The sequence below is a fragment of the Fictibacillus sp. 26RED30 genome, assembly GCF_015903845.1.
GTDB lineage: Bacteria > Bacillota > Bacilli > Bacillales > Fictibacillaceae > Fictibacillus > Fictibacillus phosphorivorans.
In genome coordinates, this window is record NZ_JACZDV010000009.1 from 18,568 (window position 1) to 44,239 (window position 25,672).

Sequence of the window (25,672 nt, forward strand, 5' to 3'; positions counted from 1 at the left end):
TTGATTAAAATTAAATTGGATAACCATCTGAAAAGCGAAATTGAAGAACTCCATATCAATTTTTTTAATGATAAATTATTACCGAAACTTGATAAAATTATTAAAGCTAAAAATTTGGAAAACAAAAAATCGGAAGAGGAACATAGGTTTTTACGGTTTTTACGGAAGATTCGCTATCAGATTTTAGTGGGTACTCCTCAACAGCACCAGAAAATTATCTTACATATACATAAAAATTATTCTCTTCAATTAAGAAAAGATATTATAAAAGGTGAAAAAAAACGTAGTAAAGCCTCTATTCTGAATAAAGAATTAAAAATTGTATTTAATTATAATATGTTTACCCGTGCCACTAATACAAATGTTTGGTGTGCTTATGAACTATTGAATAAAATTAATATTCAAGTTTGTCCTTACTGTAATCGTCAATATATTACAACTCTATATACAGAAAAACAAAAAACAAGAGCTCAACTCGACCATTTTTTTGATAAAGCAACTTATCCTTTTTTAGCAATTTCCTTATACAATTTAATTCCAAGTTGTTCAGTATGCAATTCTTCTTTGAAAGGACAAAAGAAATTTTTTATAAATACTAATATTCATCCTTATCTTGATTCATTTGGAGATAATTATAGATTTACTTTTGATCTTACAGATAGCATTGAGTCACTTATTACTAAGAATGGTAAAATTGATATAAGGTTGAGATCTCACACGAAGGATTCAAATTTTGAAAGGAAGGCTAAGAATAACATTAAAATTTTTCTGCTTGAAAAACTTTACAATGAACATAGTGCTATTGTAAAGGAGACCCTCCAGAAACATATTTGGTATTCTGAAGAATATGCTGAATCTTTAATCAAATCATACCCTGGTGTATTCAATAACAAAGATGAGGTACTAAGGATGGTCTTTAATAGTGAGACAGAAGAGGAAGGTTTTAATAATCGCCCTTTTTCAAAATTAATAACTGATATCGCAAAGGAATTACAAATTCGAGGGTGGATTTAAATATTTTGTGATTCTTATGTCTTTTTCGTACAAACATGTTTATTTCAAGATTTAGAATGGGAATTAATCAGAGCTCTTTTAAATAATTATATTCAATAAAAGACTACACACTAAACTAATAGGTAGTCTTTTATTGAACACAGTGTGTTTACATAAAAAAAATTATTTTATTTAACCGTGAACGTATTCAATCAATAAAAGCAGAGTGTTGTAGATAATTGATTATCTGATTAGATAATCATATTTTAAATAATAAAAAAACATTTTTGACAATTCTTTATAAGAATACTTACTTAAATGAGGTTGTGTTAAAACGGGATTAATAGATATTAATTTACGGATATAATCCAGCTTTTTATATTTATAAATCGCATTAAATTTATGCATATTAACTTTTAAAGAAATGCTATATAATCTTTTTTTATCATAATTACTATAAGCATGAAATTTAGAATTTAAAATATTTTTAACGTTATTTATTTCTCTAATAATTAGGTCATCAACATAATTAGTAACTTTATTTTTTTCATCCATACTTATATATTTATAATTTTCAGCAAAGCCAAAACAAATCCTTTTTTTTCTATATTTAACTTCTTTGTTTTTTGTAATAAACTGCTCTTTTTTAATAACAGCATTCTTCTTTGTTAAAAAATCTAATCTACTAATTAATAACTCAAGATTTCGATTACTTTTAAATTCATTAAAACAGAATACTATTTTTTCTAAGTATTTATCTAGTTTTTCCTGAGTAACTGAGATACTCAGTTTTTTATTTTGAACTTTAAATTCATAACCTAGATACTTAAAACAATTGATAGTATCGTTATTTTTAGAGTTTAAAGGAAAAATAGTAAATTTGTATTTTGCGTCATTATTATTTAATTGTAGATGATGATGTTTAAAAATCCTATCAATTCTGTTCTTTAGTTCGGTAATTTCTTTCTTAGTCAGCTGCCCATTTATAATAAATAAAATATCGTCAACATATCTAGAATAATAGTTTATTTTTGGATTTAGATGTTTCATTTCTTCATCAAATACTTTCATATATATTTCAGAAAGAACATTACTAATTGATATTCCTTGAGGTAATCCTTTATCAACCTTTTTAAATAATTCCTTAAGAATATAATATTCTTGCGAAGATAATAGTGATTTTTCCTTTATTTTACCTAACAATATATGTTGTGGTATTGTATCAAAAAATTTCTTAATATCTAAGCGAATAATATAATAATCTAATTTAAACTCAAATTTTAATAAAATAGATTGTATTATATCGTCTCTATTAGGAAAGGTAATTCTGTACTTTTGCTTAATTCGATCTTTAAGATATTCTAAAACGAGTCTATCTCTAATAGTAGGAATAACAACTAATCTATTAGAAGGAAGACTCACTTCTCTTAAAGAAGTAAATTTATAAGTCCCGTTACTAATCTTTTTCAATATCAAATTAAATTCATCTTCTTTAATTTTATTGAATTGTTTGGGGCTAATACGATCATTACCAGTTTTTAATTGATCATATTTAGAAGAATAATAATTCCTAAGCAAGTCTTTAGTGAGCTTATGCTTCATAAAAAAACAACTCCTATTTAAGCCGGTTAGACGAACTTTAAGGGTTGTGTAGATCCAACAAAGTCAGAAATATAAACTAGTTATTATTTCTTTTAGACCTGTTAGGTTTTTGTTATAAGTGCAAAATATTCTTGAGGATGGATAGAGTGTAAAAGTGTTACAATACATTACATTCTATACTGACGTCTAACCGCGCAGTATAATTTTACCATACAATCTTTTAGGGAGAGAATAAAAATTATAAATAAAAGTGAATTTTTACTTACTGATGTTTTGCCTTATGAAGTGCCACTGATTTTTTCCAATGACAATTTATATAAATATCTAAATAAACTTGACGTTGTGAAAACGAATCATTGGAATCAATACTCATTGGATAAGTTATTCCCCAAAATAGAAACTACTCAACCCTTTAATTTTCTTATTTATAAAAATGAATCTAGTACCAGACTTTTAAGTCTTATTCATCCACTAGCACAATTAAATATATTTAAAGTAGTAGAAAAATACGATCTAGAAATAATTAATTTTTTTAAGCAGAATGCTATATTTTCTTTGAGATATCCATATAAAGTAAATAATAAGTTTGTAAATATCAATGATACTATATCGAAAAATTTACTCTCTCTTTTAAATGAAGATAGTGATGACTCTTCTTGGTATCCATCCAGCTATTTTATAAAAAAGAGGTTTACTAGAATAAATCATTTTTACAACTCGAATTTCATAAGAAAATTGGAAATTAAGTATTCAAAATTAATGAAAATAGATTTTCAAAATTGTTTCTACAATATTTATACTCATTCATTAGACTGGTCTTATCTTGGAGATATACAATTGGCTAAAGAAAATAGAAGTAATTTAAGAGTATCTACAATTTTAGATAAAGTATTACAGGCAGCTAATTTCGGGGAGACAAATGGTATAGTTGTAGGACCTGAATTTTCAAGATATATTGCAGAATTTGTTCTATGTAATATCGATAAAATTGTCTATGAAAAATTAAAACAAAAAAGATTACTTAATAAAATAGATTATGAAGTTCTAAGATTTATGGATGATATCTTTATATTTTGTAATGAAAGCATCCATGCAAGTGAAATAAAAAAAGTGATAGAAGAAGCCTGTTTTAGATACAGATTATCAATTAATGAAACTAAAAGTCAGTTGGAGTACCGTCCTTTTTTTAAAAATAATTTATGGGAAAGTAAAATTAGAATAAAACTAGTTAATTTTAATAAAATATTATCAGAGTATAACGGGGAAAACCATCGTGTTATAAATAACATATTTCAGGAAATAACAGATGAAGTAAAAGAATTATTGATAGATTTTCCTGGGGAACAACATAAGTTAATTGGGTATGTATTAAAATTTTTTGAAAATAAGATAGAAGAAATAGTAGTCTATATAAATGAAAAAAATAATACTATAAGGAAGTATATTTTATTTAAATTAATTGATTTAATTCAATATTTATTAATATTTTCAATAAACTTTTCGAATATTTTAAAATTTATAAAGTTGAGCTTGTTTTTATATCTTAGTGAAAAAGACAATGGTGAAGATGCTACAGATTTGTTGTATAAAAAGTCTTTAGAGATACTAAAATATCACTCAAATAAAAGAACTGAGGTTCTTAATTTATTTGTGTTTTTAAGATTTATTGCGAAAGATATTCCGGAAGGCTTATTAATACGTTTTATTAATGAGAGCAATGATTATTTTACAGTTTCTACTATAGCTTATTATATTAGTGCGCCTGAAAGAAAATATAGATATAAAAATGTTAAAAGGTTAATAAATCTTACAATAGATGAAGTAGTTCAAAATTTTCTAGATGGTGAAATAAATAAATATAATATAAAAAAAATATTGGTTTCTAAAGACTTTTACTTAATTTATGACTTTTATACTAGTCCTATTCTATTCAAAGAAACAAAAGCAAAAATAGATATCCTGAAAAGAAAGGTAGACATTATAAACATAGATTGGTCTGAAAAAAATTTATATAATTTTTTTATTGATTTTATAAAAGGTTTTAACAGTCCATTTATGAATTGGGATGCAAATATTAAAGATATAATAGAAGTCTTAGATAGAAAGTCACTAAAATTAGAAACAAGTAATTCGGGATAATAGTGTCTAAATTAAATTGACTATGTGTTAACTGAAATTTATTTTATTGATATTCTTCACAGCTAATAAAGCTTCTCTTAATTTATTTATTTATAATTGAGAAGCTTTTGAATAGCTTATTATTTTAGTAGCAAAGGAAAAAAGATGTAAGGTGATTTACTTTCTATTTCTCAATCTTCTCCCCAAAAGCCTCCGGAATCATCGTAAAGCCTTCAATCACCGTATCTTCCTCAACTTCGATCATAAGGTAACGTTTACCGCTAAGCTGCACTTGTTTCACATATCTTAAATCTTGCGGACTAATCGAAATTTTAGCTACCTTAGTGTCGATCTTAATCGACTTCGAGTTGTATTTTGGTACAACACTGCTTGCCTTAATCTCATACTTATCGTCATCAATGACTTTTTGGAAAGCAGATTCAACCTTTTCCACACTGATATCTTCAATACCGCTCGCTTTCAAAACGCGCTCTACGTCCTTAGAATCTAGTCGTGGGTGTTCTTCCTCTTCGTTCTCTTCAATCATCCGGTTGATCTCTTCATACACATTGGAGAGGGTAGACGTGTTCAATTGATCTTGTGTTACGTCTTTAATAATTTCTTCAAACACGATCTTATCGTCTTTTGCCGTCATGATTTCTTCGCCATTTAAAACGTCCATGATGAATTCGTAATCGGGCTCATGGACTTTACCTGCTGAGTACAGGATGTGGTTCACGTCTGCTGCATTATCACTGAAACAAGGGAAGAGGAATCCTCCGATCGGCGCGTTCAGGTTAATAACAGGATCGACCACGAAATTGTACTTGAACTCTTTTTCCACATAATCAAAGAGCAGTTCTTTCTTCGGTTCTTGTGTATTATTTATGCTGCACAAAATAAAGGGGAAGGAGTAAAGGGCATCTCGTTCACTTATCTCCGCCTCATCATTTTTGCGCTTCGACGGCTTATAGTATTCTCCTTTAATAAAGGTAATCACGATATCCTTTTCGTACTGACGGTTTAAGAGCATTTTTCCTACCATTTGAAGCATGCGCTCTTTCCAGTCTTCTGTATCGCTTGCAAGTAATCCCTGATGCAGAATAAGTTGGCTATTATTTTCAGCATTTCTATTAAACTTTAATTCAAATAACTTCTCATCGAGATTTCCACCAAGCAATTTTTTGAAGTTATTAAAAAAGAGCTCTTGTTGTTCAGCATCTAGCATCTCAAAAGGCTGACTCACGTGATGGTAGATCTCGCTGGATTCTTTCGTAATATACACATTAAAGATGCTCGAGATCTTCAGTAGATCGTTCTCTTTTTTGAACTGTTTTCGTATTTGAGCGATATCTTTTTTGTTCATGCTTCTATACACTCCTAAGTTGTTGCGATTTTAAGTTGACAGTCTCTATATGTCTAACAGGGAAGTATTCTTTATTTTAACATTCAGGAGGAGTGAAGTGTGAAGGTGAAGTTTTTGTCGGTTCATAGATTGATTGCCTTAGAAGTTTAACAGTTTTTTTAATTTAACAACATCAACTCGTTGCAGGGTATAACCTGTACTCGTATCGTCGGCATACATAATCATGCCACTATCTCTGTCTTTTCGTAACCAAAGTAAATAGCTCTCCTTATTACCGTTTGAATCAACAAGAGTCATCTCTAAATCATTTCTTGATACATTTAAGATTCCAGGTATTCTTTCAGCAGACTGTATCGCATCTCTAGCAATTCTAACGGCCTTGTTATTTTTAAAAGTCTTATTCACATCGCCTGTAATAATAAGCGCTTCTTTTTTATCCTGTTTAATGAGGTTTGGAGCGGTCTCTTTACTTTCAGAATAAACGCTGCACCCAGCAAACAAGATACTTAACGTAATAAGAATCAGTTTAAGTAGTGACTTCTTCATTTTACACCCCTTAAAATATCCTTTTTATGGTAAGTCGCATCATATTCTTAAAAGGTTTCAGTGGACTTCGAAATATAAAAAAAACCCATATCGCATAGGGATTCAGCCGATACGACACAGGGTCTCTGTTACTAAAGAATTCTTTTCTTAATACGTGCTACGAGTGGAACCACGATTAGTCCAGCAAATCCAACTTGCAGAACGTTTCCTGGAATTGATCCGAATGGTTGAATCCAGTTGCTGTAAAGCACAACTTCTGCAAAATAGTAGCCTACCACTTTAATCAGCATAGCTACGACAACTGCCAAGGAATAAACGAGCACACGTTTTCCTGGTACTTTTTCAGATATAGCGCCCGCTACATAGCCCATTGCCCCAACGATGATAAAGGTGAACGGAGCCCATATTGTCCATCCAGATAGAAGATCGAATAATCCCATCCCAAAAGCACCTGCAATAGCACCGGTTCTTCTGCCGAAAACAAAAGCCGCTACGAATAGAGGAATGTTACCTAAGTGGATTAGACCACCGTTTCCTGCGATGGGAAGCTTGATGTTGATGAACATTGTTGCAACAAGCGTTAGTGCCACGAATAGTGCGCTGATGACTAACATTCTTGTTTTAGTCGATTGTATTGATGAATAAGTAGTATTCATACCATAACCTCTTTCATAAAAAATGAATGTAAAAAAATGATTGCACTTATTCATTATATATGTCCTTATTCTTTTAGAAAACAGCTATTTTATGGGTAGGGTGAAGAAATAGAAAAATAAACTAGTGGAATGAGCGAGTTTCTCAAAAGGAAAGAAGGGGAGAACGACACATTTGCCGAAATCTATTTTGTAGAGCATAGACGTATCGATACAGTTCATTGCGAATGCCTATAGTAGAGGAATTAAACGATATGTATCGCATGGCGATATAAGGAATAGATGAAGAGAAATGAAGGAGGCCCGATATGCGACGTGATATACAACCGAATGAACGAGCTTTCTCCTCCAAGGAAGTTGCAGAAGAAGTAGGGATTGCAACACCTACTGTTCGAAAGTATGGACAAATTTTAGAACGAAACGGATACGAGTTTTTAAAGGATGGAGATCGACGTATCTTCGTTCAATCTGACATCGAATCGCTCATAGCGCTACGCGATACAGATAAGCCATTAGACGATACTGCTAAAGATCTCGTGCTTCAACAAAAAGAAAGATTGAAAGAAACGATTCAAACGGACGTAGCGTTACCCGATACATATGAGAACCTTCCACAAGACCCTAATCAATTACGAGAAGTCTTGATGATGCTAGCGAATGAATTAGCAGCGACACGCGAGATGAATGCGCAGCTGACAAACGATATGTCAGAGCTTAAAGTAACCGTATCAAGACTTCAGCAAGATCATCATGCAATCAGTGCGAATGTCGGAAACGCAGCTCAGAAAACGAACGCTAAGATTGAGAAGCTGACTAATCAACAGAAAGAACAATACGAAGCATTGCTAGAACAGGAAAAAGAGAAAAGTGAACTTCTGCAGCAAGAAATTCAAAAGTTAAGAGAAGATAATGTAAAAGAATGGCGCCTACAGAACGATTTTAATAGACGATTAGAAATCGTGGTTCAAAGCCGACCGAAAAGCAAATGGGAAGCGATTCTATCTCTATTTAGAAAGTAAGTTTTGTGTATCGGGGGGCGATACGGTCAAGCGCTATGAAGCTCTTTTTACATAGATATATCGTGACCCGATATGGACTTTACAACGATACAAGATACATTCATCAACATTCAATCGTCATATTTCTACAATTTCCCGAGAAATATCTACAAAAACAGCATACTTATTAAGCTTGGGAAATTAGAGTTTAATATCTCAAAACAATATTTAGAAAGAGCGATTACGGTGTACTGTTTAAGGTGCATCTTTTTTATTTGTTCACTGATATCGAATCTGCTCTTTTTTTGTAAAAAAACAAGGAATATCGTCTGTCTGATGAGAATATTTAAAGGAAAGAAAAAATTAAATAATGTAGAGACAGAAATGTTAGAGGGGAGTCTATCATGAGCGCTAGAAATGAAAAGACATTTGAATATCATCCTCATCTTAGAGAGGTCATCGCAAACGTAGAAAAGGTTATGGTAGGTAAGAAGAAGGTTACAGAGTTAACGCTTGTTTCGTTATTAGCAGGGGGACATGTTTTACTTGAAGACGTACCAGGAGTAGGGAAGACGATGATGGTGCGATCCATCGCTAAATCTCTGGGCCTAACATTTAACCGCATCCAGTTCACACCTGATTTATTGCCGTCTGATATGACGGGGGTATCGATATATAACCAAAAAGATATGAGTTTTGAATTTAGACCGGGTCCTCTCGTTGGAAACATCATTCTCGCCGATGAGATCAACCGTACGTCACCGAAGACGCAATCGGCACTTCTTGAATCGATGGAAGAAATGAGCATGACGGTTGATGGACAGACGCACATACTGCCCGATCCTTTCTTAGTTATGGCCACACAAAATCCGATCGAATACGAGGGAACTTATCCGCTTCCAGAAGCACAGCTTGACCGATTCTTAATGAAGCTTACGATGGGGTATCCAACTCCAGAGGAAGAATTTAATGTATTGAACGTGATTGGAAACGAACACCCGATTCATCTCCTTAAACCAGCCATCTCGCCTGAAGAAATCTCAGAATTGAAAACAGCTGTGAAGAACATCTATGTATCAGATTCGATCAAGCGATATATCGTTGATCTGATCAATCGTACACGGAATCATAAATCCATTGCGCTCGGTGTTAGTCCGCGTGGATCGCTCGCGTTATTAAAAGCAGCACAGGCTTTTGCCCTTCTCATGAACCGTGATTTTGTTATCCCTGATGATGTGAAATACTTAGCACCGTATGTTCTTGTTCATCGTGTGCTATTAAAACCTGAAGCCCGCTTTGAAGGGGTCTCAGCAGAAGAAGTAATCAATGAGCTTTTGGCACGTGTGCCTGCACCTATTCATAAGGAACAGCATGCATAATGAAGGCGTTTCTTCATAAATTTCGGGAGCGGTATAAAACACCGATCGGGTTTTCAGGGATCATCTTTTTACTACTTGTTACATTCTCTTTTGCCATGTTTCAAGGTGGATTCGTAAGCTGGTTTCTATTTTACAGTGTACTTCCGCTTGTTCTTTATTCTATAACGATGGCTTTCTATCCGATACAGAGATTGAAAGTCGATCGATATATCTCTAAAAACAAATTGATGGCAGGCGAAGAAATAGAAGTGACAATTGTCATCAAACGGCGCAGCAACTTTCCGCTTTTCTACGTGGTCGTTAAGGACGTGCTTCCAGAAGTATTGCTTCGTGAAACGCGATATGAGGGCAATACGCATCAGATCCAGTCTCGTATCCTGTTGTTTCCGTTGTTCAGAAAGCATCTAGAATACTCGTATACCATAAATCCGGCACCACGCGGATTGTTTAAATTCGATCAGATACAAATCAGTACAGGCGACATCTTTGGCTTTGTTTTGAAAAGCACGAGTGTCTCCGTTCAAGACCAGATCTTTGTGTACCCGCAGTACCAGGATATTGAGCGGTGGGAAGCAGGGAAGATGCTGCAATCTGGTATGAAAAAGGTCGGGAAGCGTTCGTTTACTGACTATACATCGACAGTCAGTGTGCGTGATTATGTCGCTGGCGACCGAATGAACTGGCTGCACTGGAAAGCGAGTGCGAGGTCGAACAAACTGCTGACGAAAGTGTTCGAACAGCAACGGAACGATGATTTTGTGATCGTACTTGATCATTGTGAAAAGAGCTACGGCACGCATGATTGGCTGTTTGAACGCGGCGTATCGCTTGCGGCATCCATCGTTCACTATGCGATCTCAAAAGGTGGTTCGATCGGCTATCATCCGCTATCCGGAAAAGAAATCCCGATGAATATTGGGGTTGAACAAGAGTGGCGGATTCTTCACGAACTGGCAAAAGTGAAGTCAGACGTGAAGCTGCCGTTTGAAGAACGGTTGAAGCAGGAATACATGGCTGGTTATATGGAAGGAAAGACGGCACTTATTATTTCACCGAACCTTTCTGAATACACGATGAAAACGCTCGAGCTTATCGCATCCAGACAGCAAACGAACGTGATTTTCTTTTACTTAGCGCTTGACTCAAAATTGAAGAGTCAAGAACTCACGTATATCTCTCGAATCAGACAGTTCGGTGTGCCTGTAACACCGATTATTGGTTCTGACTTTAACGAAGCGCTGAAGGCAGGTGGCACGTATGCCTCAATCTAATCAGCAACAAGCGTCAACACTACACGTTTTAGTTCTGTACGGCTTAGGCTTTCTTCTTTTATGGGAGTGGTTAAGACCGCTTAAAGAGCTTACGACGACGAACGATATTCAGATTTTTGTGATGTACACGCTCTTTTTGTTTATCGTTACGTATTTTCAGCTTCCGTTCTGGATTTCTTTTCCGGTGAAATTGGGAGCGATGTTATATGCGCTTCATTCGCTTTACTTTTTTGATGTCTTCTTATCGTTTAAGTGGGTTCCGTTTCTGATTGAAGATATCAAATATAATCTAGGGCTTTTTTCAGACCAGAACTGGAACGAGATGACGTCTCTTTCCAGGAGTCTTCTGTTCTTTATTTTACTCTGGCTCGTCAGTTATTTGATGCATTATTGGCTCGTCCAGACACGCAGAATCTTCCTGTTCTTCTTGATCACGGTTATCTATATTTCGATACTCGATACATTTACGGTGTATGATGGCAAGTTCGCGATCATCCGTACCGTTTTCATCGGACTGATCTTGGTTGGTATCTTACGAATGATGAAGATTATTGAAACGCAAGGGTTTTCTCTTTTAAAAGGAAAGTTCCCTGTTCTTTGGGTGGCACCACTTTCTGGCGTCATTGCATTGTCGTCAGCTCTCGGGTATGTGGCACCAAAAGCATCTCCAATCTGGCCAGATCCTGTTCCGTTTCTTCAGAACATGTCAGGAAAAGATGGAGAAGAAGGACTAGGAAAAGGCGCTGGAATCGCAAAGATTGGTTATGGTGAAAACGACAGCCAGCTTGGTGGGCCGTTTGAGTTCGACTATACGCCGATCTTCACCGCTTATGATAACGGCAGGCATTATTGGCGGATAGAAACGAAAGAATTTTACACCGGTAAAGGGTGGGAAAATAAGATTCCGACTCAAGCGATCGCTTTAGAAGCAGATAATCCTTCAGCCGATACGAATTACACGAGAGTCTGGGAAGATGGATTAGAAATGAAAGACCATAAAGCACGTATCGAAGCGGAAAAACGAAAAGAATATTCATTTTTAATGATTCCAGGAAAGTTAACCAACATTAAAGCAGAATCGGACATCAACTATCAGTTAGATGGTGTTAACGGGAAGATTTCTACCTTTCAAGGTGGGAGTGAAGAGAAACTTTCTGAATACGAGATGGACTACCAGTTACCTGTAATAAAAGAAGAGCAATTAAAAGCTTCCAACAATCAATACCCCGTTTATATAACAGAAAATTACCTTCAGCTACCAGAAACATTGCCGCAGCGGGTAAAAGATCTTGCGCAAGACGTTACGGCCAACCAACCAACGCTCTACGATAAAGTAAAAACGGTCGAAGGCTATTTTGCTAAAAACGCCTATGGCTATAACACGATCGAAGTTGCGGTTCCAAAAGGCGATGAAGATTACGTTGATCAATTTTTGTTTGAAACGAAAATAGGGTATTGCGATAACTTCTCAACGTCGATGGTCGTGATGCTGCGTTCTGTTGGCATACCTGCTCGTTGGGTAAAAGGCTTTACTCCTGGAACCTTTGAGGCACTTGGTGATGATGGTCTTCGCGAATACACCGTTACAAACGCAAACGCCCACTCTTGGGTAGAAGTGTATTTTTCAGGAATCGGATGGGTTCCTTTCGAGCCGACGCGCGGATTTGATAATCCGTTCGAGCCAGAGAGTGAAGAAAAGGATTCCACACCAGCTGCGCCTGTTCCGACTCAGCCAGACAAGCCTGAAAAAGACGTTACGAAGGATGATAGTTCTGCTTCAGGAGAAAAAACAGGTTCAGATTCAATCCTGAAATCTGTTGGGACGCTAGCTGTAGTTCTTTTAATCGGTCTTGTTGTGATCGCGGGGCTGGCTTATCTGTTCCGCAGAAAATGGCTTCGTCAGTACACGATTTGGCGCTACAAACACAAAAAAGGCGCTGATAGCTTTGAACAAGCCTTCGAACGCTTGATGTGGCTATTAAAAGTATATGGCATAAAAAGAAGACCTGCCTTTACGTTGAGAGAGTACGCTCTGTATGTTGACAGAGAGCTTGATACAAAGGACATGAGAATCCTCGCGAAAGCTTATGAAGGCGTTCAATTCAGTCCGAAAAAGCAGTCAGATCTGTGGAATGATTTTCATAAAGAATTGTGGGAAAATTTAATTAAAAGAATCCGCCCTTGACCGCTATAACAGGCATTGTTAGAATGTCTTTAAGATTATAGTGTCAGATATTATTCTCCTTCGTATATCCTCGATAATAAGGTTCGAGAGTCTCTACCGGGTTGCCGAAAATGACCTGACTATGAAGGCAGGATTCTTTATAGCTACATTTTAAGGAATTCTGCCTTTGTTTTTGTATGTGGAAAACAAGGGTAGAATTCTTTTTTGTTTTATAAAGAAAGTGTAAAGATAGACAAGCTGACGGATACTATAGCTGATAATAATAGATGGGGTGAGTACATGAGCGTAACGAATGATTTGCACGTAATGAGTGAAATGATCGTTGTGTTAGATTTCGGTGGACAATATAATCAGTTGATTGCACGTCGTATCCGTGATTTAGGAGTATACAGTGAATTACATCCGCACACGACAACGGCGGAAGATATAAAGAAAATGAACCCAAAAGGAATCATCTTCTCTGGTGGACCTAACTCTGTTTATGCAGACGGGGCACCAGCTTGTGATCCAGCTATTTTTGATCTGGATATCCCAGTGCTTGGTATCTGTTATGGTATGCAGTTGATGAGCTATCACTTCGGCGGTAAAGTAGAGCGCGCGAGCCACCGTGAATACGGTAAAGCAGAAATCACTGTAACAAACACGAACAAGCTCTATGAAAAACTTCCAGAACAACAAGTGGTATGGATGAGCCATAGCGACTTGGTTGTTGCGCCACCAGAAGGTTTCGTAACAGACGCTACAAGTCTTTCTTGTCCTGTAGCGGCGATGAGTGATGTATCTCGTAAACTTTACGGTGTACAATTCCACCCAGAAGTTCGTCATTCAGAGTACGGTATCGAGTTTCTGGATAACTTCGTAAAATCTGTTTGTGAATGTGAAGGAAACTGGACGATGGAAAACTGGATCGAAGACGAAATTCAAAAGATCCGTGACGTTGTTGGCGACAAAAAAGTAATCTGCGCAATGTCAGGTGGCGTTGACTCATCTGTTGTTGCCGTACTTGTTCACAAAGCAATCGGTGACCAGTTAACATGTATCTTCGTTGACCATGGTCTACTTCGTAAAGATGAAGCAGATCAAGTTATGAAAACGTTCAGCGAAGGATTCAACATTAACATCATTAAGGTCGATGCGAAAGAGCGTTTCTTAAGCAAGCTTGAAGGTGTATCTGACCCTGAGAAGAAACGTAAGATTATCGGTAACGAGTTCATCTACGTATTTGATGAAGAAGCGTCAAACCTACAAGGCATCGAGTTTCTTGCACAAGGCACGCTTTACACAGATATCGTAGAGAGCGGTACAGCTACTGCACAAACGATCAAGTCTCACCATAACGTTGGCGGACTTCCTGAAGACATGCAGTTCAAATTGATCGAACCTCTTAACACACTCTTTAAAGATGAAGTGCGTAAAGTAGGTACAGAGCTTGGTATTCCTGAGCACATCGTTTGGCGTCAGCCGTTCCCAGGCCCAGGCCTAGGAATTCGTGTACTTGGTGCGATTACAGAAGAAAAATTAGAGATCGTTCGTGAGTCTGATTTCATTCTTCGTGAAGAGATCGCAAAAGCTGGTTTAGAGCGTGAAGTGTGGCAATATTTCACGGTCCTACCTGACATCCGTAGTGTCGGTGTTATGGGTGACGCTCGTACGTACGATTACACGATTGGTATTCGTGCTGTAACGTCGATCGACGGAATGACTTCTGACTGGGCACGTATCCCTTGGGACGTACTAGAAAAGATCTCTACACGTATCGTAAACGAAGTGGATCACATCAACCGCGTGGTGTACGATATTACGTCTAAGCCACCAGCAACGATCGAGTGGGAATAGGTTTGAAAGCGAAAACACGAACGATTATTGCAAAATAACATAAAATCATTCGTAAAAACGCTTGACGTACGACAAAGTTCGACCTATACTCAAGTAGTAATTAAAAATTAAATGTATTTCCTACGTATAAATTCGGGGATATGGCCCGAAAGTTTCTACCAGACTGCCGTAAATGGTCTGACTACGAAGGATTTTTGAAACATGGCGCACATGCTCTCTTTGCATAGGCCTCGTTTCATTAACTCTTACGTATTCAGACCCAAGGGCTTGTCCCTTGGGTCTTTTTGTTAGTTATTTTCTATAGATTGCTGCTAGTCGCTGAATTTCATCTTTGAAAGTTGATTGTAGTGTAGGGTGCGAGACTCCTGCGGGACAGGCGTGCAGGTGAGACACTTATACGTGAAACGTACGAATGTGGCTCACCGCTTGCCCCGCGGAAAGCGAGCACCTGAAACGGAAATCAACCTCATCCAAAAGCGACTTGAAATAGCTTTCGTTTTTATACGTAGACAGGGTATAGGGGGATATATAGATGGAAAAGTATTTTGGATTCAAGGAGTTCAACACTTCTTACAAAAAAGAAGCAACAGCGGGATTAACAACGTTCCTTGCGATGGCTTATATTTTATTCGTTAACCCATCCGTATTAGGCGATGCTGGTATGGATAAAGGTGCCGTGTTCACGGCAACTGCACTTGCAGCGGCCCTTGGAACACTTTTCATGGGGATCGTAGCAAAATATCCGATCGCACTTGCGCCAGGTATGGGACTTAACGCATTCTTCGCATACTCAGTAGTCTTAGTCATGGATATTCCGTGGCAGACAGCACTTGCTGGCGTATTGATGTCTGGAATTATCTTTATTTTTATTACTTTATTTAAAATTCGTGAAACCATCATAAACGCGATCCCAGAAGATTTAAAGTTCGCTGCAGCGTCCGGTATCGGACTGTTCATCGCATTTATCGGACTGAAGAACGCGGGAATCGTTGCTCCAAGTGAAGCAACACTTGTTTCTCTTGGTGACTTAACGCAAGGTCCGACACTTCTTGCCATCTTTGGTTTCATCATTACGATTTTAATGATGATTCGAAACGTTCGTGGAGGAATCTTCTACGGAATGGTGATCACAGCTGTAGTTGGTATCTTTGCTGGCTTGATCAATAAGCCTGATCAAATCGTAGGAGCGATTCCGAGCCTTGCGCCAACATTCGGACAAGCTTTCTCTCACTTTGATCAAATTTTTACGATCGACATGATGGTCGTTGTTCTAACGTTCTTTATCGTTGATTTCTTTGATACAGCAGGCACATTGATGGCAGTTGCATCACAAGCGGGAATTATGAAAGACAACAAGCTGCCTCGTGCAGGTAAGGCGTTGCTTGCAGATTCTTCAGCGATCGCAGTTGGTGCGATACTTGGAACATCTTCAACAACAGCATATATCGAATCAGCTTCCGGTGTAGCAGCGGGTGGACGTACAGGATTCACGTCCGTTGTAACGGGTGGATTGTTCTTATTAGCTCTTTTCTTCTCACCATTATTAGTAGTCGTAACACCATCTGTAACAGCACCAGCACTGATCATCGTCGGTGTATTGATGGTATCGGTACTAAGCAAGATCAAGTGGGACCGTTTAGAAATCGCAGTACCAGCATTCTTAACGCTGATCGCCATGCCGCTCACATACAGCATCGCAACAGGTATCGCACTAGGGTTTGTCATGTACCCACTAACAATGACAGTAAAAGGACGTGTAAAAGAAGTTCACCCGATCATGTGGGTTCTCTTCATCGTCTTCATCAGCTATTTTGTATTCTTAGTCGAATAGAGAAAAACTTTCGTAGGAATGTCCGTTTTCGGGCATTCCTTTTTTGTATGGATAGGAAAACAAATAAAAAAGATAGCCGATAACTTTAAGGAAGAGAGATGCAAAAAATAAGTTTCTTCATTATAATAGTGTGCAGAATGTAGATTAAGGGAGAAGTGGGAAATGGAAGCAATGTGGAGCGTTTGGTTTTTTGTAGTAGGAGCCGTATTAGCCTCGTTCGGCGGAGTAATCGGCTATCGTCTGCCAAAAGGAATGAAAATCGTAGGGGTAGAACGTTCACAATGTGACCATTGCGAAAGGCAATTAAAATGGTACGAGCTGTTTCCCGTTGTTTCGTTTCTAGCTGCGGGTGCAAAGTGTAAATCATGTAAGAAGCGGATTCCCCTTTTATATACGATGGTGGAGCTCGCAACAGGTGCTCTTTATAGTTTTTCATACATAAAATACGGGTTCTCTATCGAATTGTTGTTAGCCTGTTCACTCGTTTTATTATGCGCCATCATTACCGTTTCCGACTTATTGTACTTTATCATCTCGGACAAAGTGCTGATCGTATTTTTCGTGTGGTTCTTAGCGTTACAAGTAATCTTTGAACCTAGAGGCTGGGTAGATGCGGCCGTAGGAAGTTTGCTCGGATTTTTATTTTTGTTATTGTTAGCCGTTCTCTCTAAAGGCGGAATTGGTGGTGGAGATATTAAGCTGATGGGCGTATTAGGACTCGTACTTGGGTTCCAAGGAGCATATCTGACAATGATGGTCGCGTCCATCGTCGGCGTTTTAGTTGCAATCGTAGGATTAGTAACGAAGAAATATAACCGTAAGACGGCAATCCCGTTCGGACCGTACTTAGCGGCAGGCGCGTTAGTGACGTTTTATTATAGTGAGGAGTTGTTGGGGTTGATCTTTTGACCTCAACTTTTTTATGTTGGAACTTTGATTTGGGTTGAGCGTAAGTAGGGTATAAAAATTAGATTAGTTTGAAGGTTAATGAGGATTACAGTTACATATAGAAGGGGATTAAGTTAGGAGGTATCGTTGAAAGTGTGGTTAATTATATTTTGGAATATACTAGCGTTCATTTTAGCATTAATATTTGGAATAGCTTATTACAAAAAGAAGAAGAAAGAAAAAGTTAGTCAAATTCGTGCTGAACTCTGGGGAACTGCTGTCTTTATAGGAGTTATGATTTTTTTTAATGGGGTAATTCTGTACGTGAACTATTCAGACGAGCAAAGAGTAAAAGCTGCATATACAGAAATGGAAAAAAACAATGAAGAAAGAGGAAATGAAGAAGAATCTTTTGCTAACCTGGAGTTATCACTTAAAACTGATAGAAACAAGGGCCTAGATACTCATTATATTTTTGTAGCTAATTTTAATAAAAAGGTATCATTTCATGGAAAGGTTTATATAAAAACCATCATCAATAATAAAATAGTTGACGGGGAATACACAACTAAAAAAATTACTATAAAACCAGGAGAAAAGAAACAAATAGATCATTTTGATGGGAGAAGTCTGTACGATTCATATTCCTGAGAGTGGAAAGGTGAACTTAATTAAATTGAAGTTTTAAAAAGGTGAGGACAAAAATGGATAATGACTATTTGAGTGGTGTGATTTGGTTTAACATAGGAGCTTTTGCATTTGGACTTATTCTAGCCATTAGCTCATTCAATCATTTTAGAAAATTAGGTAGAACGAGAACAGGTGTATATTGGGCGATCGGGTGTATTGCGACATGTTTACTATTTATAAATGCCATTATTAAAATTGTTGATACCATGGATAATCATATGAAGAATCAAGCTTTTGAAACACTGGAGGAAACATATCAGGAAAGAGGAGATCATAACAATGAATCCTTTAAGAACTTAGAGGTTGTCGTTATTCCTGAAAAAGGCAGAGGGGCTGCATCTTATAACATTTATGCAGCTAATTTTAACAAGCAGTATACGTATAACGGGAAAATCGAGATTTCGGTTAAGAACAGACAAGAAAAGAAAGTTTTTACACACGTTACGGAAGCCGTTACTTTAAAACCGGGAGAGAAAAAAGAGCTTAAAAATACGCTGTATGATACCACGCACTATAGTTATTCGTGGAGATGGCTAGGCAATTTTAAAAAAAGTGAATAGAATTTTGAAAGTACCTAAATGGATTGGGTGCTTTTTTGTGATTTAATTCTTTTTACCTACGTGAATTCATCTGCTTCAAATGAGTTAAAAGCACATATCTAGTGGACTAGAGGTTTATATTTGAAATATTAGAGGTAAAAACAATTGTAAAAATGGATATTTAAGGATATTAGTAATGAAGAAATTACTAGTACTGTTTTCTAGGAGAGGTGTCGTAAAAAGTCGAAGATTGCGAAAGGTAGTAATAAGGTTGTGGATAAGTGTGATAAACCTTTATATAGCAAGGTTTTAGAAGGTTGACTCATCTGGAAATTCTGTGATAGTTTTGGCATAGAAAAAAATTAGACAAGACGAGAAATAAATACGTAATTATAAATTGTGGCCGGGGGAATCTGTATGTCAAAAAGTGAAAAGAAATGGCGTCGTTTCTATATGATGATGTACATCTTTATTTATGGTATTTATGTTCCTTATAATCTTTTCATGTGGTTAGGTGGGAATGAAGGGTTTCCGTATGCGATGTTGGGTATAGCTTTAGGTCTGCCTATGATGAAGAGAAATCATATAAACAGTATTTGAGAAAAAGAACAAAATGTATAGTTGATCAAATAATGATTTTACTGGGAACTTCTTCAAAATAAGTCCGTAATAATTTTTAAAATATAATAATGTCGTGTGAGATGGAAGCTCCATCTCTTTTCTTTTGAAAATAAACAAAGGAGATTATTCAATGAGAAATAAAATAACTAATTTTCTTCTGATATTCATGCTTCTGGCACTAACCGCCTGCATCACAGACCAATCCCCTTCTGCTACACCTGAACAAGAAGCGAAAAAAGATAAGTATACAACCCTCGCTGAGGAAGCAAATAAAAAGGACAAATTAGAGAAACTAGAACTTCTTCCTTACGCAGAAGAAGTGGAAGCGACGTTATCTAGCCCTAAGTACAAAGAGTTTACGGCAAACTCGACGGTACTCATTAAAGGTAAGGCGAAAAAGTATAACAGCTTCAAGTCAGATCATGTATGGATTAAGGTGAGGAGTAATCAAGAAGGGCCAAACGGTCGAGAGTTCAGTTATTACGCTCCTTTAAAGGAAGGCAAGTTTGAACAAAAGGTTCAGTTGTTTAATGGGAAGGGAAATTATTCTGTCAAAGTGAGCGTACCAAGCGATAAGGCAGAAGATTACTATTACGATATTGCCTCATTTGATGTAGAGAACGTAAACCCTAAAATTAAGAGGGATATTGCTTATACAAAGAACGCATTTCAATACGATTTAAAGTTAAAAAATTCCATAAATGGGTATATGGAAAGAGATGGTTCTTTCGAGCTTACGGGTGACGTTGCTGATTCCAGTGTGGAGCAGCTTATGGTTGAGCTTAAGAAAGAAAGTGAATCTACTAAAATTATGGTTCCGGTTGAGGATGGAAAGTTCGCTCAAAAAATCCCTCTTTATTATGGTGCTGGTGTACATGAGGTACAGATTATGACGCCTAAAGAAGGATCGACCGACTTTTTTACGGATGCGGCTCACTTATATGTAAAGAATTTATCCAATGAATCCTTTGAACCTGTGAAGTATTCCTCTGCTTATGAGGAAAAAGGCTTCAAACTTGAGTCCCCAGAAGTGGGCGGTGAAAAAGCGGATCTGACATACAACATTAAAGGAAGAATTGACCCAAAAGGGAAAGATGCGAACAAGACGAATGTCGTTTTTGTTCAGACAGAGAAAGACGACCTAAAAGCGATGTACGCGATCCCTGTTGAGAACAATAAGTTTGAGGGGGAGTTTTTTCTCCGTTTTGGACCTGGGAGGTACGAAGTGTCTTTAATGGCACCAGATTTTACAATGACAAACGGCTACATGCAGTATTTTGAAGGGGTAGCCTCATTCACGGTTGAGAATACAAACACGAGTGATCAACGATTTACCTTGCCATCTAGAGGTATTCAGTCGGATGCAACTGAGATTACGAATCTAGCTCAGCAACTGACAAAAAATAAGAAGACTGATAAAGAAAAAGCACTAGCAGTTTACGAGTATGTCGCAAAAAACGTGAGCTATGACGTAGACAAGCTAAACAATCGAACGTTTGAGTTTGATGACAGTGCGTTAAAAACGTTGGACGAGAAAGAAGGCGTTTGTCAGGACTTTGCATATTTAGCGATTGCTCTATTGCGTGCAAGTGGAATGGAAGCGCAAATGGTAACAGGGTTTGCTGGGCAAAATCATGCGTGGGTGGAGACGAAGGTGGACGGACGCTGGTTAACGATGGACCCAACATGGGGATCAGGTTACCTGCAGGATAACAAGTTCGTTCCAAAGTTTACGATGGAATACTTTGACCCGAAGCCAGCAGATTTTCAGAAAACACATACGAAAAAAGAGATAGAGTTTTAATTTAAGAAAATGAGGTGCGATATGTCTAAGAAAGAAAAGCGATGGAGACGAGTCTATTTCCTTCTATATCTATTAATCTACGGGCTTGTCGCGCCGTTAAGTTTGATTCTCTTTGTTATAGGAGAAGAATCATTTCCGTTCTTTATTATTCCGGTGGTCCTGGCACTGCCAGCTATGAAGAATAACCATATACAGAAGATAAGAGAAAGAGAAGGGCTGAGTAAATCGTGATTAAGAAAAATGAGAGAAAAATGAATCGTTCATTTAGTGTAAGGTTGTCTCTAATTCTATTATTTGTTCTTTTATTAACCGCATGCTCAACCGAAAAAACAGCATCGGATACTGATGAAAAGAAAAAAGAACCGAAAAAAGAGACGGTTGAAAAAGCGCCTACTGATCCTGAAGAGATGGTGAAACAGGGTGCAGGTAAGTATAACGAGAAGGTAAAAGATCTTGAAGGTGATGCTCTTGATCAAGAGATTAACAAAATCACAAAGAACTATCCTAAAGGTATGAAGGCTGAGGAAGCCTATAACCGAATTGTTGCTGGGTTTGCTGCCAATCATCAGCCGGGGTTTCAGGAGTTAGAGGACTTTGACATTACGTTTGAAGAAGTAGAGGCGTATGAAAAGTATAAAGAAGAAAATGAAGATGGAGAGGAAAAGAAAGAAGGTCCTCTGAATGTTGCCATTCTTCTAGATGCAAGTGGTAGTATGGCAGGAAAGGTTTCTGGAACGGATAAGATGACGGCGGCGAAAGAAGCGTTGAAGAAGTTTGCAGGTGGATTGCCTGAGGACGCGAACGTCATGCTGCGTGTTTATGGACATAAAGGAAGTAACGCTGATAAAGACAAGAAGGTTTCGTGTGAAAGTACGGAAGTTATGTACCCTTTAGGTTCGTATAATGAAGGAACTTTCCAACAATCTCTCTCTAAATTCAAGCCAACCGGTTGGACACCTCTCGCAGCTTCCATTGAAGCAGCTGAAAAGGACCTTCAAGGGAAAGAAGGAAATAACGTCATTTATATCGTGAGTGATGGAATTGAGACATGTGATGGAAATCCTGTAGAAGCAGCGAAAAAGTTACACGAATCGAACATCAAGGCAGAAGTAAATATCATAGGCTTTGATGTAGATAATGAAGGTCAGCAACAGCTTAAAGCTGTGGCCGAAGCGGGTGGTGGAGAGTTCCAATCCGTTTCATCCCAAAAAGAACTTTTTGATGAAGTCGATTCTAACTGGTCGAAGGCGATGCATGATGCCAGTATCAACTGGAGTTCATCGATGGATTCATCAAGCGTAAATTGGAGTAGTTCGGGTAAGGGTCATTCTATGAGAAAAGTGTATTCAAAGATTTTGGATAGCCTTATAGATGAATTTGGGTTGCTACGAAGCGTGAAAATGGAATTATATAAAAAAGAAAAGTTGTCAAAAGAGGAATTGGAGAAGTTAGACGATCTCATTTCAGAAAGAAATAAAACTCTTAAAGAATATGCCTCTCAAAAACATGATGCTAGACAAGAAGAATTGAATCAAGAAACAGACAGAGTACTAAAACTCATTGATGAATACGCGAAAGATGCCAGAGCAGAATAGGGGATTGAATCTTGAGTAAATTAAAGCTTTTATTAATAACTACAAGCATTGCCTTAATGGTTTCGGGGTGTAGTAGTAACGAATCAACAAGCGGTAATAAAGAAAATCAAGAACAAGAGAGTAAAAGTGAAAAAGAATCCGTTAAGGTCACAGATAAAAAAGTAAAAGCGCCTAAAGACCAAGGTGATTACGAAGTTTGGTTTGAGGGAGAGGCAGATCGTAAAGGGAAGTTAGTTACTCTTAAGGGACGAACAAACCTTTTGCCTGAGTCTGGACTAGTTATCTGGCTAGATAGTGTAGAGGGTACGATTATTGGCGGACGTGGTGACACTCAGGTTAATGAGGATGGGACATTCAAGACTGAAATGAAAATCCCTAAAAACTCTGACGGGTTACTAAAAGTGCAAGTTAAATTTGAACCTAGTACCGACAATCAACCAATCAAAGATCACTATGGAGAAAACGGTGAAAAGTTGAAAGGTCCGTTTGTCAGGTTGCAAGAAGAATCAGATATGCAGCAGAACATCACACTTTTAACCCTTGAAATTCCTCAAGATGAGTCAAATGCTTCTGCTAAAATAAAGGAGCCTGAGTGGGACAAGCCTGAAGATTACGGCTCTCCCGCAGTTCGATTAGATGAACCCGACATTCAAAAAGATGATAAGTATCTTTATATAGAAGGAAAGTCAAATCTATTAGAGGGTACAAGATTGAAAGGGAGCTTGGATATTCCGAATTATATTGTCTCAGGATTATCGGATGTGACTGATGTTAATCCCGACGGATCATACAAATTAATCATTGAAAAACCTTCAAGCATGAACAAATTGAAGGATGTTAAGGAATACGAAGTAGTTCTGAGTGTTAGTCCAGCGGATAATCAGTGGAAATCAAACTTAGAAGTATACGGCGTAAATGGCGAGAAATTTATGGGTGATTACGCTGTCGATCAAAATGGAGTAAAAGAGATTGAAAAGCGTCTTTCCATCTCAGAATAAGTAGTAGCCCGATGATCTTCTAGGTTATCGGGCTTTTTACTATGTTTAACAACCACACAAATAGAGAAAAATGTAGAGAGAGAAAGGCGGGACTCATACATGAGCTATGAAGATTTAGCATTACATACAGATAAGTATCAAATTAATATGATGTACGCCCATTGGAAAAACGGAACGCACAACAACATTCGCGTATTTGAAGCGTTCTTTCGAAAGAATCCATTTAAAAGCGGTTATGCCGTATTCGCGGGACTTGAGCGTATCATTCGTTATTTGGAGCATCTTCATTTTACAGAGGAAGATATCGACTATTTAAGAACACAAGAAGAACACTATGAGGAACCATTCTTAGAGGAGTTAAAGAACTTTAACTTTTCGGGAGAGCTATTTTCGGTAAAAGAAGGAACGGTTGTTTTTCCGAATGAGCCGTTAATTCGCATAAAGTGCCGTGTGTTTGAAGCACACTTGTTAGAGACAGCACTTCTAAATTTCATGAACTATCAAACCTTGATAGCAACGAAAGCAGCCCGCATTCGCTATGTCACTCCTGATGATCAATTGATGGAGTTTGGAACACGTCGTGCCCAAGAAGCTGATGCCGCAATATGGGGTGCACGTGCCGCATACATTGCAGGCTTTGATGCCACATCGAACATGCGCGCCGGAAAACTATTCGGTATTCCGACAAAAGGAACGCATGCACACGCGTGGGTTCAAGATCATGATTCAGAAGAAGAAGCGTTTGAACGGTTTGCGGAAGTTCTGCCCAATCAAAGCGTCCTACTTGTAGATACGTATAATACATTAAAAAGTGGAATTCCTAACGCGATAGAAGTTGGGTTGAAGATGAAAGCGGCGGGTAAATCACTTAAAGGTATTCGTCTGGATAGCGGTGATCTCGCGTACCTATCCATTCAAGCTCGTAAAATGTTAGATAAAGCGGGCCTCACAGATGTTGAAATCGTAGCGAGTAACGACTTGGACGACGATGTGATCTCAGATTTAAAAGCACAAGGTGCAACAATCACTTCTTGGGGAATTGGGACGCAGCTTATTACGGCATCAGATCAACCAGCGCTTGGAGGCGTTTATAAAGTTGTAGCTAAATATGAAGACGGAGAATTTGTACCCACGATTAAAATTTCATCTAATGTAGAGAAAATCACAACACCTGGATATAAAAAGGTCTACCGCATTATTAATTCAAAAGGAAAAGCTGAAGCGGATTACATAGCGATGGATGATGAGATACTTCCTGAAAAAGATTTAAAACTTTTCGATCCGGTGCACACATACAAAAGCAAAGTGGTTTCTTCCTTTACTGCCGAAGAACTGCTACAGCCGGTTTATATAGAAGGAAAGCTTGTGTATGACCTTCCGAATCTAGAAGAAATCCGGCGCTATCATCAAGAGCAGCTTGGATTGTTTTGGCCTCAGCACTTACGAAGATTGAACCCACAAGAATATTTTGTTGATCTATCCGTTCAAGTATGGAAGACGAAAAATGACCTTTTAGAGAAGTATTCTTTATAGCGAGCAAACCTCTTTTCGACATGAAAAGAGGTTTTTTAATAAAATCTTTAAAAAAGCGTTGACGGTCGGCCGTATCGCTGATATAGTAATAAACGTTGTTGCTTTTCTTACATAACGTTCGACAAAAACAAACATAAACTTTTAAAAAAAGTTGTTGCTTCGAAAGAAGATATGTGGTAAGATAGTTTTTGTCGCTGCTTTAAGAGAGTGACGCGATAAAGAAAAA

21 protein-coding genes and 2 riboswitches are annotated in these 25,672 nt (G+C 37.4%); of the genes, 17 read left to right on the forward strand and 4 right to left on the reverse strand.

The genetic code is table 11. The annotated features are described in order from the left end of the window. Entirely contained in the window at positions 1 to 1,014 is a 1,014-nt protein-coding gene (locus IHV11_RS20600; protein ID WP_197196067.1) for a hypothetical protein, read from the forward strand. A gap of 222 nt (positions 1,015 to 1,236) precedes the next feature. On the opposite strand, the gene drt3a is transcribed toward IHV11_RS20600, so the two are convergent. Then, on the reverse strand, positions 1,237 to 2,595 hold the full coding sequence (gene drt3a / locus IHV11_RS20605; protein WP_197196068.1) for an antiviral reverse transcriptase Drt3a: 1,359 nt from the start codon (positions 2,593 to 2,595) through the stop codon (positions 1,237 to 1,239). A gap of 372 nt (positions 2,596 to 2,967) precedes the next feature. On the opposite strand from drt3a, the gene IHV11_RS20610 reads away from it, so the two are divergent. Next, positions 2,968 to 4,734, forward strand: coding sequence for an RNA-directed DNA polymerase (locus tag IHV11_RS20610; RefSeq protein WP_197196069.1), 1,767 nt, complete (start codon positions 2,968 to 2,970; stop codon positions 4,732 to 4,734). Positions 4,735 to 4,897: 163 nt separating this feature from the next. Here IHV11_RS20610 and IHV11_RS20615 read toward each other — a convergent pair whose 3' ends face one another. The 3 genes from IHV11_RS20615 to IHV11_RS20625 all read right to left on the reverse strand — a co-directional run bounded on the left by IHV11_RS20615 (position 4,898) and on the right by IHV11_RS20625 (position 7,281). After that, positions 4,898 to 6,079, reverse strand: a complete 1,182-nt coding sequence (locus IHV11_RS20615) for a DUF4317 domain-containing protein (protein WP_197196070.1) — start codon at positions 6,077 to 6,079, stop codon at positions 4,898 to 4,900. Between the two features lie 138 nt (positions 6,080 to 6,217). After that, positions 6,218 to 6,625 carry a hypothetical protein gene (locus IHV11_RS20620; protein ID WP_197196071.1) on the reverse strand — a complete coding sequence of 136 codons (408 nt, stop codon included), beginning with the start codon at positions 6,623 to 6,625 and terminating at the stop codon, positions 6,218 to 6,220. Between the two features lie 131 nt (positions 6,626 to 6,756). Next, complete coding sequence (locus tag IHV11_RS20625) at positions 6,757 to 7,281, reverse strand: ECF transporter S component (RefSeq protein ID WP_197196072.1); 525 nt, start codon at positions 7,279 to 7,281, stop codon at positions 6,757 to 6,759. A 305-nt stretch (positions 7,282 to 7,586) separates the two neighbouring features. Between IHV11_RS20625 and IHV11_RS20630 the strand changes: the two genes are divergently transcribed. The 15 genes from IHV11_RS20630 (at position 7,587) to IHV11_RS20700 (ending at position 25,446) form a co-directional block, all read left to right on the forward strand. Next, positions 7,587 to 8,297, forward strand: a complete 711-nt coding sequence (locus IHV11_RS20630) for a hypothetical protein (protein WP_197196073.1) — start codon at positions 7,587 to 7,589, stop codon at positions 8,295 to 8,297. Between the two features lie 383 nt (positions 8,298 to 8,680). Beyond that, entirely contained in the window at positions 8,681 to 9,655 is a 975-nt protein-coding gene (locus IHV11_RS20635; RefSeq protein WP_197134580.1) for an AAA family ATPase, read from the forward strand. Continuing rightward, positions 9,655 to 10,926 (forward strand): DUF58 domain-containing protein, encoded by a 1,272-nt coding sequence (locus tag IHV11_RS20640; RefSeq protein ID WP_197196074.1) that lies wholly within the window; start codon positions 9,655 to 9,657, stop codon positions 10,924 to 10,926. Before IHV11_RS20635 ends, IHV11_RS20640 begins: the two co-directional genes overlap by 1 nt. Then, a complete protein-coding gene (locus IHV11_RS20645) occupies positions 10,913 to 13,111 on the forward strand; it encodes a transglutaminase domain-containing protein (protein WP_197196075.1) in 2,199 nt (732 codons plus the stop codon). The genes IHV11_RS20640 and IHV11_RS20645 overlap by 14 nt, the downstream gene beginning before the upstream one ends. Positions 13,112 to 13,151: 40 nt before the next feature. After that, a riboswitch (purine riboswitch) is annotated at positions 13,152 to 13,253 on the forward strand. 137 nt (positions 13,254 to 13,390) lie between these two features. Beyond that, the gene (guaA, locus tag IHV11_RS20650) at positions 13,391 to 14,947 is read left to right on the forward strand and encodes a glutamine-hydrolyzing GMP synthase (protein ID WP_305069372.1); all 1,557 of its coding nucleotides are present in this window, start codon (positions 13,391 to 13,393) and stop codon (positions 14,945 to 14,947) included. 102 nt (positions 14,948 to 15,049) lie between these two features. Continuing rightward, positions 15,050 to 15,151: riboswitch (purine riboswitch) on the forward strand. 328 nt (positions 15,152 to 15,479) lie between these two features. Continuing rightward, complete coding sequence (locus tag IHV11_RS20655) at positions 15,480 to 16,778, forward strand: NCS2 family permease (protein WP_197196076.1); 1,299 nt, start codon at positions 15,480 to 15,482, stop codon at positions 16,776 to 16,778. A gap of 162 nt (positions 16,779 to 16,940) precedes the next feature. Further along, on the forward strand, positions 16,941 to 17,687 hold the full coding sequence (locus tag IHV11_RS20660; RefSeq protein ID WP_197196077.1) for a prepilin peptidase: 747 nt from the start codon (positions 16,941 to 16,943) through the stop codon (positions 17,685 to 17,687). A gap of 126 nt (positions 17,688 to 17,813) precedes the next feature. Continuing rightward, positions 17,814 to 18,317, forward strand: coding sequence for a hypothetical protein (locus IHV11_RS20665; RefSeq protein WP_197196078.1), 504 nt, complete (start codon positions 17,814 to 17,816; stop codon positions 18,315 to 18,317). Between the two features lie 53 nt (positions 18,318 to 18,370). Next, positions 18,371 to 18,916 (forward strand): hypothetical protein, encoded by a 546-nt coding sequence (locus IHV11_RS20670; protein WP_197196079.1) that lies wholly within the window; start codon positions 18,371 to 18,373, stop codon positions 18,914 to 18,916. Between the two features lie 396 nt (positions 18,917 to 19,312). After that, a complete protein-coding gene (locus IHV11_RS20675; protein ID WP_197196080.1) occupies positions 19,313 to 19,495 on the forward strand; it encodes a hypothetical protein in 183 nt (60 codons plus the stop codon). 151 nt (positions 19,496 to 19,646) lie between these two features. Then, positions 19,647 to 21,320 carry a transglutaminase domain-containing protein gene (locus IHV11_RS20680; RefSeq protein WP_197196081.1) on the forward strand — a complete coding sequence of 558 codons (1,674 nt, stop codon included), beginning with the start codon at positions 19,647 to 19,649 and terminating at the stop codon, positions 21,318 to 21,320. A 21-nt stretch (positions 21,321 to 21,341) separates the two neighbouring features. Then, positions 21,342 to 21,551, forward strand: a complete 210-nt coding sequence (locus IHV11_RS20685; protein ID WP_197196082.1) for a hypothetical protein — start codon at positions 21,342 to 21,344, stop codon at positions 21,549 to 21,551. A 20-nt stretch (positions 21,552 to 21,571) separates the two neighbouring features. Then, a complete protein-coding gene (locus IHV11_RS20690; RefSeq protein WP_197196083.1) occupies positions 21,572 to 22,915 on the forward strand; it encodes a VWA domain-containing protein in 1,344 nt (447 codons plus the stop codon). Positions 22,916 to 22,926: 11 nt separating this feature from the next. Next, positions 22,927 to 23,913, forward strand: a complete 987-nt coding sequence (locus IHV11_RS20695; protein ID WP_197196084.1) for a hypothetical protein — start codon at positions 22,927 to 22,929, stop codon at positions 23,911 to 23,913. A 99-nt stretch (positions 23,914 to 24,012) separates the two neighbouring features. Next, positions 24,013 to 25,446, forward strand: coding sequence for a nicotinate phosphoribosyltransferase (locus tag IHV11_RS20700; protein WP_197196085.1), 1,434 nt, complete (start codon positions 24,013 to 24,015; stop codon positions 25,444 to 25,446). Positions 25,447 to 25,672 lie beyond the last annotated feature (226 nt).

Excerpts from the sequence above, each read along its gene's own strand:
- drt3a (WP_197196068.1), bottom strand. The coding sequence starts at position 2,595 with ATGAAGCATAAGCTCACTAAAGACTTGCTTAGGAATTATTATTCTTCT.
- IHV11_RS20615 (WP_197196070.1), bottom strand. The coding sequence starts at position 6,079 with ATGAACAAAAAAGATATCGCTCAAATACGAAAACAGTTCAAAAAAGAG.
- IHV11_RS20620 (WP_197196071.1), bottom strand. The coding sequence starts at position 6,625 with ATGAAGAAGTCACTACTTAAACTGATTCTTATTACGTTAAGTATCTTG.
- IHV11_RS20625 (WP_197196072.1), bottom strand. The coding sequence starts at position 7,281 with ATGAATACTACTTATTCATCAATACAATCGACTAAAACAAGAATGTTA.
- IHV11_RS20630 (WP_197196073.1), top strand. The coding sequence starts at position 7,587 with ATGCGACGTGATATACAACCGAATGAACGAGCTTTCTCCTCCAAGGAA.
- IHV11_RS20635 (WP_197134580.1), top strand. The coding sequence starts at position 8,681 with ATGAGCGCTAGAAATGAAAAGACATTTGAATATCATCCTCATCTTAGA.
- IHV11_RS20640 (WP_197196074.1), top strand. The coding sequence starts at position 9,655 with ATGAAGGCGTTTCTTCATAAATTTCGGGAGCGGTATAAAACACCGATC.
- IHV11_RS20645 (WP_197196075.1), top strand. The coding sequence starts at position 10,913 with ATGCCTCAATCTAATCAGCAACAAGCGTCAACACTACACGTTTTAGTT.
- guaA (WP_305069372.1), top strand. The coding sequence starts at position 13,391 with ATGAGCGTAACGAATGATTTGCACGTAATGAGTGAAATGATCGTTGTG.
- IHV11_RS20655 (WP_197196076.1), top strand. The coding sequence starts at position 15,480 with ATGGAAAAGTATTTTGGATTCAAGGAGTTCAACACTTCTTACAAAAAA.
- IHV11_RS20660 (WP_197196077.1), top strand. The coding sequence starts at position 16,941 with ATGGAAGCAATGTGGAGCGTTTGGTTTTTTGTAGTAGGAGCCGTATTA.
- IHV11_RS20670 (WP_197196079.1), top strand. The coding sequence starts at position 18,371 with ATGGATAATGACTATTTGAGTGGTGTGATTTGGTTTAACATAGGAGCT.
- IHV11_RS20675 (WP_197196080.1), top strand. The coding sequence starts at position 19,313 with ATGTCAAAAAGTGAAAAGAAATGGCGTCGTTTCTATATGATGATGTAC.
- IHV11_RS20680 (WP_197196081.1), top strand. The coding sequence starts at position 19,647 with ATGAGAAATAAAATAACTAATTTTCTTCTGATATTCATGCTTCTGGCA.
- IHV11_RS20685 (WP_197196082.1), top strand. The coding sequence starts at position 21,342 with ATGTCTAAGAAAGAAAAGCGATGGAGACGAGTCTATTTCCTTCTATAT.
- IHV11_RS20690 (WP_197196083.1), top strand. The coding sequence starts at position 21,572 with ATGAATCGTTCATTTAGTGTAAGGTTGTCTCTAATTCTATTATTTGTT.
- IHV11_RS20700 (WP_197196085.1), top strand. The coding sequence starts at position 24,013 with ATGAGCTATGAAGATTTAGCATTACATACAGATAAGTATCAAATTAAT.